Annotated in this window: 14 protein-coding genes and 1 tRNA gene; 11 read left to right on the top strand and 4 right to left on the bottom strand. The window is 34.1% G+C overall.

What is annotated here, in order from left to right; all coding sequences use genetic code 11:
• Positions 1–21 precede the first annotated feature (21 nt).
• Both rpsD and ttcA read left to right on the top strand, forming a co-directional pair.
• Positions 22–639: a 30S ribosomal protein S4 gene (gene rpsD, locus ACFIMU_RS05135; RefSeq protein WP_375606882.1), complete on the top strand. Its 618-nt coding sequence runs from the start codon at positions 22–24 to the stop codon at positions 637–639.
• Between the two features lie 265 nt (positions 640–904).
• The gene (gene ttcA / locus ACFIMU_RS05130; RefSeq protein ID WP_375696872.1) at positions 905–1,780 is read left to right on the top strand and encodes a tRNA 2-thiocytidine(32) synthetase TtcA; all 876 of its coding nucleotides are present in this window, start codon (positions 905–907) and stop codon (positions 1,778–1,780) included.
• A gap of 954 nt (positions 1,781–2,734) precedes the next feature.
• On the opposite strand, the gene rimO is transcribed toward ttcA, so the two are convergent.
• Complete coding sequence (rimO, locus tag ACFIMU_RS05125; protein ID WP_375606880.1) at positions 2,735–4,048, bottom strand: 30S ribosomal protein S12 methylthiotransferase RimO; 1,314 nt, start codon at positions 4,046–4,048, stop codon at positions 2,735–2,737.
• 497 nt (positions 4,049–4,545) lie between these two features.
• The gene (gene lexA / locus ACFIMU_RS05120; RefSeq protein ID WP_375609539.1) at positions 4,546–5,250 is read right to left on the bottom strand and encodes a transcriptional repressor LexA; all 705 of its coding nucleotides are present in this window, start codon (positions 5,248–5,250) and stop codon (positions 4,546–4,548) included.
• Between the two features lie 1,235 nt (positions 5,251–6,485).
• On the opposite strand from lexA, the gene ACFIMU_RS05115 reads away from it, so the two are divergent.
• The 9 genes from ACFIMU_RS05115 (at position 6,486) to ACFIMU_RS05075 (ending at position 15,641) form a co-directional block, all read left to right on the top strand.
• Positions 6,486–6,561 (top strand) — tRNA-Lys (locus ACFIMU_RS05115).
• 530 nt (positions 6,562–7,091) lie between these two features.
• Positions 7,092–7,991 (top strand): septal ring lytic transglycosylase RlpA family protein, encoded by a 900-nt coding sequence (locus ACFIMU_RS05110; RefSeq protein ID WP_375606878.1) that lies wholly within the window; start codon positions 7,092–7,094, stop codon positions 7,989–7,991.
• Between the two features lie 1,085 nt (positions 7,992–9,076).
• On the top strand, positions 9,077–10,240 hold the full coding sequence (locus tag ACFIMU_RS05105; protein ID WP_375609484.1) for a D-alanyl-D-alanine carboxypeptidase family protein: 1,164 nt from the start codon (positions 9,077–9,079) through the stop codon (positions 10,238–10,240).
• 28 nt (positions 10,241–10,268) lie between these two features.
• The gene (gene tmk, locus ACFIMU_RS05100) at positions 10,269–10,913 is read left to right on the top strand and encodes a dTMP kinase (RefSeq protein ID WP_375606876.1); all 645 of its coding nucleotides are present in this window, start codon (positions 10,269–10,271) and stop codon (positions 10,911–10,913) included.
• The gene (locus tag ACFIMU_RS05095; RefSeq protein WP_375686522.1) at positions 10,910–11,953 is read left to right on the top strand and encodes a DNA polymerase III subunit delta'; all 1,044 of its coding nucleotides are present in this window, start codon (positions 10,910–10,912) and stop codon (positions 11,951–11,953) included. The genes tmk and ACFIMU_RS05095 overlap by 4 nt, the downstream gene beginning before the upstream one ends.
• A 76-nt stretch (positions 11,954–12,029) precedes the next feature.
• Positions 12,030–13,589 carry a methionine--tRNA ligase gene (gene metG / locus ACFIMU_RS05090; protein WP_375696871.1) on the top strand — a complete coding sequence of 520 codons (1,560 nt, stop codon included), beginning with the start codon at positions 12,030–12,032 and terminating at the stop codon, positions 13,587–13,589.
• Positions 13,579–14,352 carry a TatD family hydrolase gene (locus ACFIMU_RS05085; protein ID WP_375696870.1) on the top strand — a complete coding sequence of 258 codons (774 nt, stop codon included), beginning with the start codon at positions 13,579–13,581 and terminating at the stop codon, positions 14,350–14,352. Before metG ends, ACFIMU_RS05085 begins: the two co-directional genes overlap by 11 nt.
• A 10-nt stretch (positions 14,353–14,362) precedes the next feature.
• Entirely contained in the window at positions 14,363–15,172 is an 810-nt protein-coding gene (locus ACFIMU_RS05080; protein WP_375609481.1) for an MBL fold metallo-hydrolase, read from the top strand.
• A 109-nt stretch (positions 15,173–15,281) separates the two neighbouring features.
• Positions 15,282–15,641, top strand: coding sequence for a hypothetical protein (locus tag ACFIMU_RS05075; RefSeq protein WP_375606871.1), 360 nt, complete (start codon positions 15,282–15,284; stop codon positions 15,639–15,641).
• A 346-nt stretch (positions 15,642–15,987) separates the two neighbouring features.
• Here the strand turns inward: ACFIMU_RS05075 and ACFIMU_RS05070 are convergent, their stop codons facing one another.
• Both ACFIMU_RS05070 and ACFIMU_RS05065 read right to left on the bottom strand, forming a co-directional pair.
• Positions 15,988–16,401: a DUF6163 family protein gene (locus ACFIMU_RS05070; RefSeq protein WP_375695744.1), complete on the bottom strand. Its 414-nt coding sequence runs from the start codon at positions 16,399–16,401 to the stop codon at positions 15,988–15,990.
• Positions 16,398–17,444 carry an enoyl-CoA hydratase/isomerase family protein gene (locus ACFIMU_RS05065; protein ID WP_375687184.1) on the bottom strand — a complete coding sequence of 349 codons (1,047 nt, stop codon included), beginning with the start codon at positions 17,442–17,444 and terminating at the stop codon, positions 16,398–16,400. Before ACFIMU_RS05065 ends, ACFIMU_RS05070 begins: the two co-directional genes overlap by 4 nt.
• Positions 17,445–17,470 lie beyond the last annotated feature (26 nt).

Here is a 17,470-nt window from a genome sequence, read left to right as displayed (position 1 = left end):
TTTTATTTTAAAGGAAATGCGATGAGTAAACGCGAAACAACAAAGTATAAAATTGACCGTCGTATGGGAGAAAATATTTGGGGTCGTCCAAAATCTCCCGTCAATCGTCGTGATTATGGTCCAGGTCAGCATGGACAGCGTCGTAAAGGAAAACTTTCTGACTATGGGGTGCAGTTGCGCGCTAAACAAAAGCTGAAAGGGTTTTATGGAGATATTTCAGAAAAGCAATTTCATAAAACTTATGAAGAAGCCGCTCGTCGACGGGGTGATACTGGTGAAAATCTTATCGGTCTGTTAGAGTCACGTTTGGATGCTGTCGTCTATCGCGCAAAATTTGTACCTACAATTTTTGCTTCTCGTCAATTTATCAACCACGGTCATGTTAACGTAAATGGGCGGCGTACAAATATTCAATCTTATCGTTGTAAGCCTGGTGATGTTATTGAGGTTCGGGAAAAATCAAAACAACTTGTTTTAGTTTTAGAAGCAGTACAATTGGCAGAACGTGATGTCCCTGATTATATTGAAGCTGATCATAAACAGATGAAAGCAACCTTTACACGTATTCCTGCTTTTGCAGATGTTCCTTATGCTGTGCAAATGGAACCTAATTTGGTTGTTGAATTTTATTCTCGATAATTTTTTATGAGGAAACATGTTTTCCTCTTTCTGTGATTATAACTTCAAAATAGTGTGTTTTTTATAATCTTTGAAGTTAACAAGTGTTTTTTGTGAATGGTTCTATATTAAGTTTATTGCTATGTTTTAGAGCGATAAACTTATATAGTTCCATTTCTTTTTTATGTATCTAATTTTATAAATTCAAAAAACATAAATGTAAGTTTACTTTATATTTGTTTCTGTCTTTGCAAAACGAGCTATTACTTGTGCAGGATATGGTATTATGAATGATGTTTCAGTTGAATATCAGGCAATAAAAGAAAACGAAGAGAGAGATGATCTTTTGGAAAGAGAAGCAGATGAATGTCATCCAATATTTCGGGTTGCTCCTTCCAGCGTAGAATTTAATAAATTGCGCAAACGGCTTTTGCGTCATATGCGGCAGGCTTTGGATGATTTTTCTATGCTCTCTACGGGAAAAAAATGGCTTGTCGCTTTATCGGGTGGAAAAGACTCTTATGGTTTATTAGCGCTTCTTTTAGACTTAAAATGGCGTGGTCTTTTACCCATTGAAATTCTTGCTTGTAATCTTGATCAAGGACAACCAGGATTCCCGAAACATATTCTTCCAGACTTTTTAAGTTCTTATAAAATTCCCTATCGTATTGAATATCAGGATACTTATTCCATTGTTACAGATAAATTGGCAAAGACGCAGACATATTGTTCCCTTTGTTCTCGTTTACGACGAGGAAATCTCTATCGCATTGCACGTGAGGAGGGCTGTTCTGCATTAGTTTTAGGTCATCATCGTGATGATGTTTTGGAAACGTTTTTCATGAATTTGTTTCATGGTGGTCGATTAGCCGCTATGCCTGGAAAACTTAAAAATGATGAAGGTGATCTTTTTGTATTACGTCCTCTTGTTTATGCTACTGAGGAAGATATGGAAAAATTTTCTCAAGCAATGCAATTTCCGATTATTCCTTGTAATCTTTGCGGTAGTCAAGATGGTTTACAACGTAATGCAATGAAAGAAATGCTGAAAAATATAGAAAGACAAATGCCAGGACGTAAAGATACGATGATTCGCGCTTTAACAAATGTACGTCCAAGTCATTTGCTTGATAAGAAATTCTTTAACTTTAAAGCGTGTTAATAAAAATTAGATGCTCTAAAAATAAGTTTAAAGATTTTGAAATAAAGCGCTTCCTTAAAGAGACATCTCTCAAAGAGCACCCAAGACCATTTCACGACGGCGTCCATGAAGGATATTATTGTAAAATCCATTAAGCACTCCCATCTTTACGTTTATGAAGGAGTAAGCTGGGCACCATCACTCATTTTACCAGCTCGTAGATGTTGCGACAGCCCTTAGCACTTAAGACGATTCATAAAAGCTCCTTTCTTTAACAATTTTTGTCCACACATTCATCCCGCTTGTAACGTGCAAACGAATGATTTTTATTGATTCAATATAAACAGGTCTAAAATGAAATAATCTTACGATATTCTGGACTATCATTCAACATACAAAACTGTGAATTATCATTATAAATCAATATATTGCTTTATAAATAATAATCGGAAATTGCACTGCTTGAGAAAATTTTTCCATATCTTCCTCAGCTGCATAGACAATACGATAATTTATTGTTTTGCAATTTAACTATAAGATTATTTTATTTCAAATTCTCTTATATTACATCCATAAACATTTCCTTGCATATCACAAGTGGTATTTTTGTGTGTATAAAACACAATTGAAAAAAAACTTCTTTCATAAACCAATGACTGTTGAAATTTGAAAACGGGAAAATAGCATGATTATCAGTTTATTCTTTTATTAATTAAATATGGGGCAATCTTTAGGGATTTTATTTTATCCTGTTGTGCTATAAAACCCTATCATTTAGGGTGGAGCACTAAGAAAATATATAAATCTGATATTACTTTTTAGAATGTATAGCGAGTATTCAGGGCAGGGATTTCCTGTAATTTCTCATGAAGTGCATTACACACTTCGAACACGGCTCATTGTGAGAAGTCACTTTTTTATAAATCGACTTTGATAGGAATCTTCGTCATTTAGAGACTAGAAAGCGTTCAATTGTTAAACGGCTATGCCATAAAGGTCATAGGCATCCGATTGTTCGATTTTAACAGTGACAAATTCACCCACACGCAGTGGACGTCGTGATGATATATGGACAACACCATCTATTTCTGGAGCATCGTACTGACTACGTCCTTTGGCAACTTTTCCTTGACTTTCATCGATAAGTACTCGGAGTCTTTTTCCAATTTTTTTCTTTAAAAGATGTGTAGAAATTTGTTGTTGTTTTGCCATAAAACGATGCCAGCGGTTTTCTTTCACCTCCTCAGGAATATTTTTTAATCCCAAATCATTTGCGGCAGCTCCTTTTACTTCTTCATATTTAAAGCACCCAGCGCGTTCAATTTTTGCTTCTTCTAGCCATTCTAGAAGTATATTAAAATCTTCATTCGTTTCACCAGGAAAACCAACTATAAATGTTGATCGCAAAGTAAGATCTGGACATATTTTTCGCCATTTTTCAATTCTACGGTTTGTTTTTTCCATAAGTGCGGGACGCTTCATGTGACGCAAAACAGTCGGTGATGCATGCTGAAAAGGTATATCCAGATAAGGAAGAATTTTTTTTGCAGCCATAAGTTCGATAACTTCATCAACATGGGGATAAGGATAAACGTAATGCATACGTACCCAAATACCCATATCGCCTAATTCGCGACAAAGATCAAAGAATTTGGTTTTGATTGTACGATCTTTCCAAGAATTTTCGAGATATTTAAGATCAACACCATAAGCACTCGTATCTTGTGAAATAACCAAAAGTTCTTTTACACCCGCTTGCACGAGTTTTTCAGCTTCACGAAGAACATCGCTGATGGGACGTGAAGTGAGATCACCACGCAAAGTAGGTATGATACAAAAACTACACCGATTAGAGCATCCTTCAGAAATCTTTAAGTAGGCATAATGGCGAGGAGTTAAACGAATACCTTGGGGAGGAACTAAATCAAGAAAAGGATCATGAACAGGGGGAATTGCTGTATGAACAGCTTCTATAACGCTTTCATAAGCTTGCGGTTTTGTAATAGCCAATACATTAGGATATGTTTGGCGAATAGCATCAGGATCAGCACCAAGACACCCTGTTACAATAACTTTTCCATTTTTTTTAAGAGCTTCATCAATATTGGCTAATGATTCTCTCCTTGCCGAGTCAAGAAAACCACAGGTATTCACAATAACGACATCAGCTCCTTGATGTTGACGTGAAATCTCATACCCTTCAGAGCGAAGACGTGTAATAATTCGCTCAGAATCTACGAGTGCTTTTGGGCATCCGAGAGAGACAAAACTAATACGAGGTGCGACCATAATAATCCTATAATGACTATGAACAATTGAATGACTCTTTTATTGGCTTAAAAAGAAAAAATGTTCTTTATTTTTATACATATGCAATACAATCTGTTACAAATTTATTTGATTTTTTTCTACAATATTTTACGTGATTTTATACATGCATATGATTTTATCTTATTATACTGTAAAATACCATCGTTGAGAGCGATGATATAAAGCAAACTCCTAAAACATTCAGTACTTTAGAGCGTGTAATGAATATTTCTAAGCTTACTTATCAAGCCTTGCGTAAGTGAAGCGCGTAAAAGGGAAGGGAAAAAAGAATTCATTCAACAAGAATCTGAATTATTCTCAGATCAGATTGGGGGAGGATGTCTTTTGAGGAGTGAGAAGAAAATCAATTTCTTGTGGCACAATATTAAAAATGTCCAACGGTTTTTTTTACTGTATTTTATTGGCGTATGTATAGCGTAATATAAAATGCGATTGTTATTTAATATTATTGTTATTTAATATTTACGAATAAGTCCAGTAAGCTTGCCTTGTATCTCTACACGCTCGGATTTGTATGTACGTACTTCATAGTGAGGATTCGCAGCTTCTAATGCAATAGAGGCTCCTTTGCGTCGATAACGTTTTAATGTTGCCTCTTTTTTATCAATAAACGCGACAATAATTTCACCTGATATTGCTGTATTTTGGCGTTTCACAATGATCGTATCTTTATCAAGGATACCAGCCTCCACCATAGAATTATCTTTAACTTCTAGTGCATAGTGCTCACCTGTATTAACCATATCGTGTGGAAGAGAAAGTGTGCTTGTTTGTTGCAGTATAGCAGAAGCAGGAACGCTCGCAGAAATGCGTCCCATAATGGGAATGGTGGTATTTTTTTTTTCTTCTACTTCAAAATTACTCAAGTTTTTGGATATTTTTCTTTTATTTTTTTCTATCATACTGGGAGAAATCTTACGTGCTAAAGAAAGGTTGAATGTTATTTTCTCAGGGAGTCGAATCACCTCCATTGCACGCGCACGATTGGGCAAACGACGTATAAAACCTCTTTGTTCTAAAGCTATAATAAGCTTATGAATACCAGACTTTGAAGAAAGTTCTAATGCATTTTTCATTTCTTCAAAAGAAGGAGAAACTCCTGTTTCTTTTATATGATTGTGAATAAACAAGAGTAACTCATATTGTTTACATGTCAGCATTCAATGTCCCAATCAAAATAATAAAAAGGAATAAAGTAAAAATACGTGTATACATAATAATTCTACATTTTTTTCGCTAAATCAAAATTATTTGCTTTATTTTTGATCTTATAAGTGAAGTTAATATGTTTATTTATATTTAATGTATTATAAATATAAAATTATTTATTTAATAACATTATTAAAATATTATTTATATATTATATAAATACATTAATATTACATCATATATAAAAATATTTTATAGCTCTGAAATAAACTGAATTATTCGACACTAAAGTTTATGATCAGTGGTATCTTTTTCTTTTAAAATATATATACGTATCTTGTAATTTCTGATATAAAAAGTGAATTAGAAAATATTATTGTCAATAATAGAACTGATCACTCAAGGTGTATCGAGAATCATTTTGCATTATTATGTCTGCTTTATTTTATAGAATAAATTGGCTTTCATTATATAGCCATTGTGCATGAATAAAAGTCATCCCTCTAGAATGCTATTGTCGCTCATTGGTACATTTGTTTAAAAAAGTATCTCTCAATGTGCTTGCTTTCATCAAGACTTTGTGATGAATAATATAAAATCTATTGGATTGCCGCATTTTTATATCAAACGTGCTAACACTATCATACTATTTTGCTATCCCCTTAATGTTTCGATAATTTTTAGTTATTGAAAGAAGGCATAAGTATCATTTTCATTTCTTTTTTTATATAGTTTTATTCCCTCACTTTTATTGGTCGAGCAAATGCTTTTTATTGTTTCAATATAAAAAAGATTTGAAATGAGAAAAACTTACAGTATTTGAGAATTTTCACTCAAGTAAAAATGATAAATTATTATAAATCAATATATTATCTTATAAATCTGTATTCATATTTGAAAATTGAACACTAAAATATAAAAATAATATTATAATAAAAGGTATTTTTCTTCTCTACCCATTATGCTCAACAACCCATGTGAGGGGAAGGGGGGATTTCTCATAATTTTAACGCTTCGAATCTATGCAATATTTTGCAGTGAAATTTTTCCTTTATTGAAACTTCAAAAAGAAGATTAAAAAGTACTTATACAATGATGAAGTAAAGGAGCGAAAACGGAAAATTATTGATAACTGCAGAAAATAATAATATTTTTTCCAAAAGGTGTTGACCAAATGGAAAGTCAACCGTATGTTCCCTTCACTTTCTGCAAACTACATAGTATGCAAACTAGATAGCTTGTGTGGGAGCGCGTAGCTCAGCTGGTAGAGCAACTGACTTTTAATCAGTAGGTCCAGGGTTCGAATCCCTGCGCGCTCACCAAATTTAAGTAATATCAATAGGCTATAAAAAATTTAAGAATCTTTTTTGTTTTGATTCTATAGTCTATCATTTTCTATCAGCTGTTTTGGAATAGAGCGATGCTATGCTGTCTCCTTCCCAACAAAAAAGAGCTTTAAGCTTACGGATAGGGTTGTACCTGCGTTGGCAGCACATATAGTTTCTAATTTTCTCAATCCATAGGTGGTTTTTTAATACTCAATACATTACATGATTCGCAAAACAGTTGCTAAAATCACCACTTATTCACACTTTAATATTATGAAATGAATTTTCTATAAGATGTTGATTTATTTAACTTTTAATCTTTTTAACATCTACTATAGTACATTTATTTCGTATGAAAACCATAAAAAAGTTAACAATACGTTAATTTCTTGGTAAAAGAAGCCAATTTAAGAGTGGTATATACGCGAGGGGAATCATTAAAAAACGTAAATTCTTCCGTTGCGTACAAAAAGCGTGATGTGGTTTTTACAGTATTACTTAACAGAAATAAGTGGACTGAATAGATGCCTTCAAATAGAAAAAAGAAAATTACTTTTATGATTAAACCAACACTTCAATTGTTTTCTATGATTGTCATTTCTCAGTCACTGGTATCTTGTTGCGCAAGCCAAACTATGAATTTTTCAATAAAAGATTCCTATCATAATAAACCAATTAACGTAAACACTTCTGTACTACCTCAACAAGTCTCCAATAAGAAAAATCAATCGGAAGAAAAAAAGCGTGGACGAGCGATTGTTGGTAAACCTTATCAAATAAAAGGAAAGTGGTATTATCCTCAAAATGATCCAACTTATAAACGTGTTGGTGAGGCATCATGGTATGGTTCAGACTTTCATGGACGATTAACAGCTAATGGTGAAATTTATGACATGAATCTTTTGACTGCTGCTCATCCTACAATGCCTTTACCTAGCTATGCTCGTGTTACTAATTTGAGAAATGGATCTTCAATCGTTGTTAGAGTGAATGATCGTGGACCTTTTATGAAAGACAGAATCATTGATTTATCAAGGCAAGCTGCGACAATACTTGGTTATGTCGATAAGGGAGTAGCAGATGTTAAGGTGGAATATATCGCTGAAGCACCCATTGGCTATTATGATGGTGCATATTTAATGGCCTCTTATACTCCAGGAAACGCCGTGTCATATTCATTAGCGTCGGAGAATGTTTCGAAAAAAAGAGAAACTGTTTTGTTAAAAGAGCAGCGCAATATAGGGAACAAAAAAGAATTAGCTAAAGCAGCTGCTGTTGAACAGGAACAACGTAATAAAACTGTTGCAGTTAAATTGCCGGAAATTGGTCCTATCATGGTTGATAAGCCGATGCCATTCGATCAAGTTGCTTCTATAAATAAGCTAAACAAAAAAACAAAGGTCAATTGGCTACAACTGTTTTAAGAAAAAATGCGTTGATTTTTTATCAATATAATTTTCTAGTAAAAAAGATAAGAACTTACGGATTTAGTGTAGGGGTTTCATCTTAAGGCGCGTTGTCCTTTTCAAAAAGCGTGGTTGGGTGCTATTATTATAAATTCAGTACGGGCCTTTCCACTCCATTGCTAGTATTTTCGTCGTTTTATGATATTGCTTGCTTAATAAAGCGTGTACTTTTCTTGCTGTAATAGCTTTTGCTAGATGAAGGTAGATTATTGTGTCAGTCTGTTTGTGTAATCTCTAAAACAACTGTACAATCGATTTGAGAAGAATAAAAAGCTTAACAAGTAAAAAAATATTTTCTTTTGATTCGGCCTTGCATCTTTCTAAAGTATCTACGGTAATATCCTATGAAAAGATTATGCATTATCTCATGCTTTTGTTTATCATGTTCTTTAATGGAGTAAGTTCCCTCACGAAAAACAGAGCGTCTCAAACAAAATAAACTTACATTGCCAATTCATGGACTTATTTAAAAGAGATATATTTCAACACGCTACAAGCCTATTTTACGACAGCGCCTGTGAATGGCATAACTGTAACGCCTTTAGATATCACCATCTTCACACTTATGAAGATATAAACCGACAACGTCATAGACTTTGCAAGCCCCAATGTTTTGTACGATAATTCTTAACACTTGAGAGGTTGATAAGAAGTATTTTACTCTCTTTTTTAATAATTTTTATCCATATACGAACCCTGCTTATGACGCGTAAGCAAGTGATTTTATTGAATTTAATATGAGAGGAGGGGATGAGAGAATCTTACAGTATTTTGAATCAAATCCACGTTAAAAGATTATAATTTATCATAACAAATCAAAATACTATCAATAAAAATAGGAAAAAATATTTTGTCTCTCATACTTTAAAATTAAACTGAACCTACATGGAAGATAAAAAGCGTGTCATATTATTTTTTTCTAAAGCTAAATGAAAATAAAATCTTTTTGTGAGTTGTAAATAATTCCTCAATTTGCAGCAATCAAAAAGTTTTTTCCTATATAGTAAATTCTTTATGCTGATTTTTAGATGGGAGGAGCGGCTATGTATACAGTATTAAGGATCTTATTAATATTATGGGGAGTATTGGCATTTGATACATGGGGGAGAGCGCAAGATTTTCAAACTCCCGCATCCCAATTGTTATTACTCGATGATGATACAGAGACAGTACTCTATGAAAAACAAAGTGCTATTCCTTTTTTCCCTGCTTCATTAGTAAAATTGATGACAGCAGAAGTTGTATTTCATCAATTAAAAAAAGGATTATTAAAAAGTACGCAGAAATTTAAGGTCAGTGAAAATGCTTGGCGCAAGGGTGGAGCACCTTCTGGTACAACCACTATGTTTGCAAAGATAAAAACAGAAATCAGTGTTTATGATCTGTTGCGTGGTTTAATTATTGTCAATGGAAATGATGCTGCTATTATTCTTGCTGAAGGCATATCAGGAGATGAAGCTCATTTCGCAAAGTTGATGAATCAGCGCGCTAAAATGATTGGATTATCTCAGAGTCATTTTGTTAATGCAACAGGGCTTCCCGAAGAGGGACAATTTGTAACAGTGCGTGATATGATTATATTAGCACGTTACATTACTCAGGAATATCCAGATTATTATGCACTTTATCGTGAACCTCATTTTACGTGGAATAATATTTTTCAACGTAACAAAAACCCTCTTATTTCTAAGGAAATTGGTGTAGAAGGATTTGGTTTTGGCTACAGTAAAAAAGAAGGTTTTTCAATGGTTGCCACCATTTCTAAAAATCATCAACGTCTTTTTTTAGCAATCAATGGTTTGCAAGATAGAAAAAAATATACAAAAGAAATAGAACGCATTCTTCAATGGGGAATGACGGCATTTGATCTCAAAACGATTTTCACAAGAGAAGAAACAGTTGGTCGTGCTCCTGTTTATGGTGGTAAGCAAAATTTTGTTCCACTCATTGTTAAAACACCAATAAGTTTTATGCTTTCGAATGAAAAAAAAGTAAATGTTAAAGCAAAAATTAAATATCATGGTCCATTGAAAGCCCCCATCGTTTCTGGGCAATCAGTTGGCGTTATTCAAATTTTAGAAGATAAAAAGGTTCTTCTGGAAAAACCAGTTTTTGCCGGAATGAATGTTCAGGAAGGAAGTTTCTTTGCAAAAGTAAAAAATGCATTCTATGAAATCACAATTGGATGGTTACGGAAATATTTATAGTTACGCGCTAATAAGGTTAAGGTCATACGTGTCAGGTTATTTTATTACATTCGAAGGAGGGGAGGGAGTAGGAAAAACAGTACAGATTTCTTTGCTTGCTGAGTATCTCTCTCACAAAGGTTATGATGTTGTTACAACACGAGAACCAGGAGGAACGGCAGGAGCAGAAGCAATCCGACATATTTTATTGTCAGGGAAGATACAACAATATGGACCATTGATTGAAGCTGTTTTGTTTACAGCGGCACGTGTCGACCATGTTACTGAGGTTATCGCACCTTCTTTGCAAAAAGGTAAAATCGTTTTATGTGACCGCTTTATTGATTCTACACGCGTTTATCAAGGCCTCAATGATACCGTCAGTTCTTCTCTTCTTTCTGTTTTAGAGTGTATTGCGCTCAATGGTATTTTGCCTCATTTAACATTTTTATTAGATATGCCAGCAATGTGTGGTATGAAGCGTGCAAATTTGCGAAGAAAAAAAACAGAAAAAATTGATTATTTTGAAAAAGATCAGTTGGAAATTCAAGAACAAAGGCGTCAGGCTTTTCTTCAATTGGCCAAACGGGAACCCCATAGATTTCGAGTCATTGATGCCACTGGCTCAGTGGAAGCCATTGCTCATCAAATAAAAAATATTTGTCATCAGGTATTGTTGGAGCAGCTTTCATGAGTAATGTAAATACCTTACGCCAATATGATGATATTGATACAATTTTATCACCATCCCAGAACAGTGTTCTCTTTGGTCATGAGGATGTTCGTCATTTTTTGACACAAATGCTTAAAGAAGAGCGTTTGCATCATGCATTATTATTTGAAGGAGAATATGGGATTGGAAAGGCTACATTAGCCTTTCATCTTGCTTGGAATATTTTAAGTTTTCAACAGAGTTCTTTCCTGAAACCCGATCCTTATTCTACCCCATGGCGCCAAATTACACAAGGAAGTCACCCTGGTCTTTTGTATATTTCACGTCGATTTGATGTGAAAACGCAAAAGTTTAAAACAGGAATACTCGTTGATGATATCCGTGATATTATGCATTTTTTAAGTCGAACATCGCAAGATAATGGATGGCGTATTGTTATTATTGATTCTGCAGATGATATGAATAGAAATGCAGCAAATGCAATTCTCAAAATACTTGAAGAACCACCTACAAAAACGTTATTTGTTATTATCGCACATTCTTCAGGAAAATTGCTTCCAACAATCCATTCACGGTGTCAAAAAATTTCTTTTCGTCCGTTGAATAACGATGAAATGAAAAAAGTTATTATACATATTTTCGCCGATCAGGATTTACCTGATGAAAAAACAATTGAAATGATTATTAAAAAATCTAAAGGAAGCCCTCGAAAAGCCGCTTTACTTATTTGCCATGGCGGTCTTGAAATTATTAAAACAATTGATGCTCTCCTAGAGAAACCTGTTTGTAACGCAACGATTGTACATACTCTTGCACAAACATTTTCATCTGCTTCTTCTACATTCCAATTTCAACAATTTTGTGATGAAATTCTTAATAAAATTCAAAAAAAAGCTATTATGCTCGTTGAAAAGGGAGACTTATTTCTCTCAAAAAAATATGCGGGAAAATGGCAGGAGATTCATCAAGAAATAGAGGAAATACAACTGTTTAATCTCGATAAAAAGCAGTTTGTTATTAACTTACTTTTTAAAGTTCATAAGATCATTCATGAGAATTAGTTTTTCCGTGACAATGCGATGAACAAACGCTATGTCATAATATCTTCTATTTATAGCGTTTTACAACGAGTATGACATGCGTGACACATATTACATAACAACTCCCATTTTTTATCCTAATGGTGCTCCACATATTGGACATGCTTATAGTGCCATTGCAAGCGATGTTTTAGCCCGCTTTCAACGGTTAAACGGGAAAAATGTATTTTTTCTTTCTGGTACAGATGAGCATGGTCTCAAGATGCAACAAACCGCAGCTGCATTAGGCATGACACCTCAGCAACTTGCAGATCGTAATAGTGCGGTATTTCAAAAAATGCTTGCAGTATTAAATTGTTCTAATGATGATTTTATCCGTACGACAGAAGAACGCCATTATCAAGCGTGTCAAGAAATTTGGAAAAAGATGGAAGCAAATGGTGATATTTATCTCGGCCGTTATACGGGGTGGTATTCGGTTCGCCAAGAAGCCTATTATGAAGAGAAAGATACGGAAGTTGGACAAGACAATATCCGTCGCGAGAAGGAATTAGGCTCTCCAGTTGAATGGAATGAAGAAGAAAGTTATTTTTTTAGGCTTTCTCGTTATGAAAAGGCTCTTCTTGAATATTATGAAAAACATCCTGATTTTATTGCTCCACTTGAGCGGCGAAATGAAATTATAAGTTTTATCAAATCGGGTTTAAAAGATATCTCTATTTCACGCACAAGTTTTAATTGGGGCGTTGCTGTTCCTGATAATCCAAAGCACGTAATGTATGTTTGGGTTGATGCACTTACAAATTATCTATCAGCAATTGGTTTTTTCAATGAAAATTCAACAAAACGTGATTTTTGGCCTGCAAATACGCATATTATTGGTAAGGATATTATTCGTTTCCATGCAGTCTATTGGCCAGCATTTTTAATGTCTGCTGGAATTGACTTGCCTAAGAATATTTTTGCACATGGTTTTTTACTTAATCGTGGTGCAAAAATGTCAAAATCTATTGGAAATGTCGTTGATCCTTTTGAAATGGTTGATCATTACGGTCTTGATCAGGTCCGTTATTTTCTTCTCCGTGAAGTGCCATTTGGACAAGATGGTAGTTATAGCCATGAGAGTTTAGTGAACCGTATTAATGCTGATCTTGCTAATGATCTTGGTAATTTGGCACAGCGCTCTTTATCTATGATTGCCAAAAATTGTAATGCACAAGTCCCAAAACCAACTTCATTCTTAGTTCAAGATAAACAGCTTTTAGAACAATCTCTTCAGGTGCTGGAAACTGTACATCAAGCAATGTCTTCTCATAGTATGCATTTAGCCCTTTCAGCTATTTTTTCAATTGTAGCAGATGCCAATCGCTATTTTGCCAACGAACAACCTTGGAGTTTACGTAAAAATGATCGAGATCGGTTTTCTACAGTTCTTTATATAACTGTAGAAATCTTGCGGCGAATAGGAATAATGCTTTTGCCTTTCATACCTCAATCAGCAGCAAAACTTCTTGATATCCTTGCGATTGCTGAAGATGATCGGTTGTTGTATCATATAAGCCATGCGAAAATTCAAGAAGGACTTGATCTTCCACCACCAGAACCAATTTTTCCTCGTTATATCTTGAAGAAAGAAGATACTCATCATGTTGATTGATACACATTGTCATCTTGATTTTGAAGATTTTTCACAAGATTTGGATAATGTTATCCAACGGGCTTTAGATGCTAACGTTAAACGTATGATAACAATTTCAACCCATGTTCATAAGTTAGATAAGCTGTTAGCTATTGCGCAAAGCTATGATCAAGTCTTTTGTTCCGTTGGAACACACCCCAATCATGCGCATGAAGAACAAAATATTACAGCGGAAGAGCTTATACAGCTCTCGAATCATCCTAAAATTGTTGCGTTTGGGGAAGGGGGGCTTGATTATCATTATGATTACTCTACACCAGAAGAACAAAAGAAAGTTTTTCAAGAACATATCATCGCTTCTAGAGAAACACAGATTCCTCTTGTTATCCATTCACGCAATGCCGATATCGATATGGAAAAAATATTGCGCAAACAGATAAAAGAAGGAGCTTTTCCCTTTATCCTTCACTGTTATTCATCTGGAATGCAACTTGCTCGTGCTGGAATTGAGCTTGGTGGTTATATTTCTTTTTCAGGTATTCTTACTTTTAAAAACGCTCTTGAAGTCCGTGAAATAGCAAAAATTGTGCCCCATGAACATTTGTTGGTGGAAACAGATGCACCATTTTTAGCACCTACCCCTCATCGGGGAAAAACAAATGAACCATCTTTTGTATGCTATACAGCAGCTGTTTTGGCTGAAACAATTGGTTTAAGCATTGAAGAAACAGCTCAAATAACAACCCGTAATGCTTTTCGTTTATTTAGCAAAATGAAATAAGGCAAAAGCTATGTGTGATCAATACCGATTTACAATATTAGGGTGTGGGCCTTCTCCAGGAGTGCCAAGACCTAATGGTGATTGGGGAACATGTGATCCGAATAATCCTAAAAATAAACGCTACAGAAGTTCTTTATTAGTTGAACGCATTAAACCATCAGGGAAAAAAACAACAATCGTCATTGATACGGGGCCGGATTTTCGCTCACAAATGATTGAAGCGCATGTGGATCATCTTGATGCTGCTCTTTACACACATTCTCATGCAGATCATATCCACGGTATTGATGATTTACGCAGCTATGCACTTGCACAAAAATGTTTAATAGATATCTATGCTGACAGATTTACACTAGAACATCTCAAAAATGCTTTCGGATATTGTTTTCAAACACCAAAAGATTCATCTTATTCTCCTATTTTAAAAGAGCATCTTATCAATGAAGATAGCCAATTTATTATTCAAGGGGAGGGTGGAGCAATAAGCGTTAATACGCATTTACAACACCATGGAAATATTCATTCTTTAGGTTTCCGTATCGGAAATGTTGCCTATTGTACAGATGTTAGTGAGTTTCCTGAAAAAACATTATCAAAACTAATGGGTTTGGATGTTCTCATCATTGAAGCCCTTCAATTTAAATCTCACCCAAGTCATTTTTCTGTTGATCAAGCATTACAATGGATAAAATATTTAAAGCCAAAACAAGCAATACTCACACATATGGATAGATCGCTGGATTATAATGCAGTCGTAAATTACGTTCCATCCTCTGTAAAACCTGCGTATCAGGGCCTTACTTTCGAAACAACTGCATAAGTTTATTCATACAATATTTTACGTTAAATAAAGTTTTTTGAAGATTATCCTTTATTTTGTTTTATTTTTGACATAAATGTCACTTTTTTATGTTTAAAATGAGGTTTTTATGTATAAGAATTTTAAGCGGGGTGTATGTATTGCCGTTTTAGCAGTTTCCTTAACAGCATGTGGGGGGCGTTTAGAAAAAAATATTGCAACGACAACATTACATGATGGATCAATGAGTTGCACCGATATTCAACGGGAGTTTTTTGCTAATAAACGACAGATTAATGATACAATTAGAGAGCGTTCTACAGCAAGAAATAAAAATGTAGCTTTAGCAGCGGCAGGTGTTGTATTTTTACCTGCTCTGTTTTTTATGGATCCTAAATCCAGTGAAAGCAATGAAATTTCGGCTTTAAATAATCGTAATGCTGTTTTAAGTGATCTTGCACGTATGAAACGTTGTAAAATAGTACAGTAATTTTTCTTATTTATTATATGTAATTTTATTATCACTATTTTTGGTCTTTAAGGAATATACTTTAAAGACCAAAAAGGAATATACTTTAAAGACCAAATTTTATTTTAAAAGTAAATTGTATGATATAAATATGATGATGTTTTAAAGTAGGGTTTTCTTTTGGGATAAAGGATTTATCTTCTGTATCATGTTATCGCATAATATATATTATGGAACTTTTTAGAAAGGGCGTATTTTAATATATAAGAATAGAAGTTTGATAATTGAGGTGAATATCTTTTACTTATTACTTAAAAAACTTTTTGATGACTTTTTAAGATTGAAAAATCTTTTTCGAAAATTTTAATCATAATGTTTTTTTATTTTTTACTCTTTTTAAAAAAATCATCATAATTTGTAAGATAATAAAAGCTAAAAATAATATTCCATGAAACAATGGTACAAAAGGCTGATAAATAAAATCGGAATAATATATTGCTATTGTTTCAATCAATGCGGCAACACACCATAAAATAATGCCCCATAGTGAATACATCCAAAGACCAATTAAAGCAATAGGATAGAGAATAGCCAATATAGCTGATGCAAATTGCCACTGCCAAGGCATAAGGTCAAAACGCCATAAAACACCTGGAAAGACCCCCACAAGGCGTATCCAATAAAAAATACCTAGAACTAAGCAAATAAGTGCCAAAAACCGTAAGTAACAGTTATAGATTAAATTGATTTTTGAAATCTGTTTGTGTGAATTATTTTTCACAATAATAACTCTTGTTCAACAGGTTGGAAGTAAGAATCTACCATTTCATCTGTCACATTTGAAAGTTTATCTGGCTGCCATTGAGGTCTTTTATCCTTATCGATTAACATAGCACGTATACCTTCATAAAAATCATGTGAATGAATCATATGATGCGCTATGCGGTTTTCAATTTTCATACAGTCTTCCAACGTTTGAGATGAATTTTGTTTCATTTGTTTCCAAATAACTTTTAAACTTGTCGGAGAACGTGACTGCAAAATATCATAACATTCTTTAGCAAATAAAACATCTTCATTGCTTTTTTTATGTAGCAACTCAAGACATTCTTCTAAGCTGTGGGCACTAAAACAACTGTTAATAATACAACGTATCTCATGACTCGTTTCATAATCTTTTGTAATTGCTCGCTGGTTTAAAGCTAAAGTGGGATCTCCTTGCTCAATAACAGCTTTTCTAACCCTATCGAATTCAATTTCAGAAACTGCATGTGTTGCTAATCCTAAATTTAAGCAATCTCCCCACTTTATGCGTGCGCCCGTTAATGCAAGATAGATGCCAAAATGATTGGGAAGAGATGGTAAGAAAAAACTTGCACCTACATCTGGGAAAAACCCAATCGCACCTTCTGGCATAGCAAAAACTGTATTTTCTGTAACAATTCGATGCGAACCATAGAGAGAAATACCTACCCCTCCCCCCATCCAAATACCGTTTAAGAAAGAAATGTAGGGTTTTGAAAAATGTTTGATATAAGCATTTAAGCTATATTCATCCCTAAAGTATTGACAAGCAGAGGCACTTTTCCCCATATGATGGATTTCCACAACATCTCCACCAGCACAAAAAGCACGACCCTCCCCTTCAATTAAGACACAAGAAACATTGTCATCTGTTTCCCATGTTCTGAGAGCTTTTCTTAAAGCTGAAACCATTCGTTGATTAAGAGCGTTTAATGCTGAAGGACGCGTGAGCTTTATAATACCAGCACATCCTTCTTTCGTAAAAGAAATATCATCACCTGCTCCAAAGTCAATTTGCATCTTACACCCTTTTAAAAACAACTATT

Source organism: Bartonella sp. AC70YNML, from assembly GCF_042196545.1.
In the GTDB taxonomy this organism is placed as follows: domain Bacteria; phylum Pseudomonadota; class Alphaproteobacteria; order Rhizobiales; family Rhizobiaceae; genus Bartonella.
The sequence above is the reverse complement of the archived record's forward strand: the minus strand, read 5'-3'. Positions and strand labels throughout refer to the sequence as shown.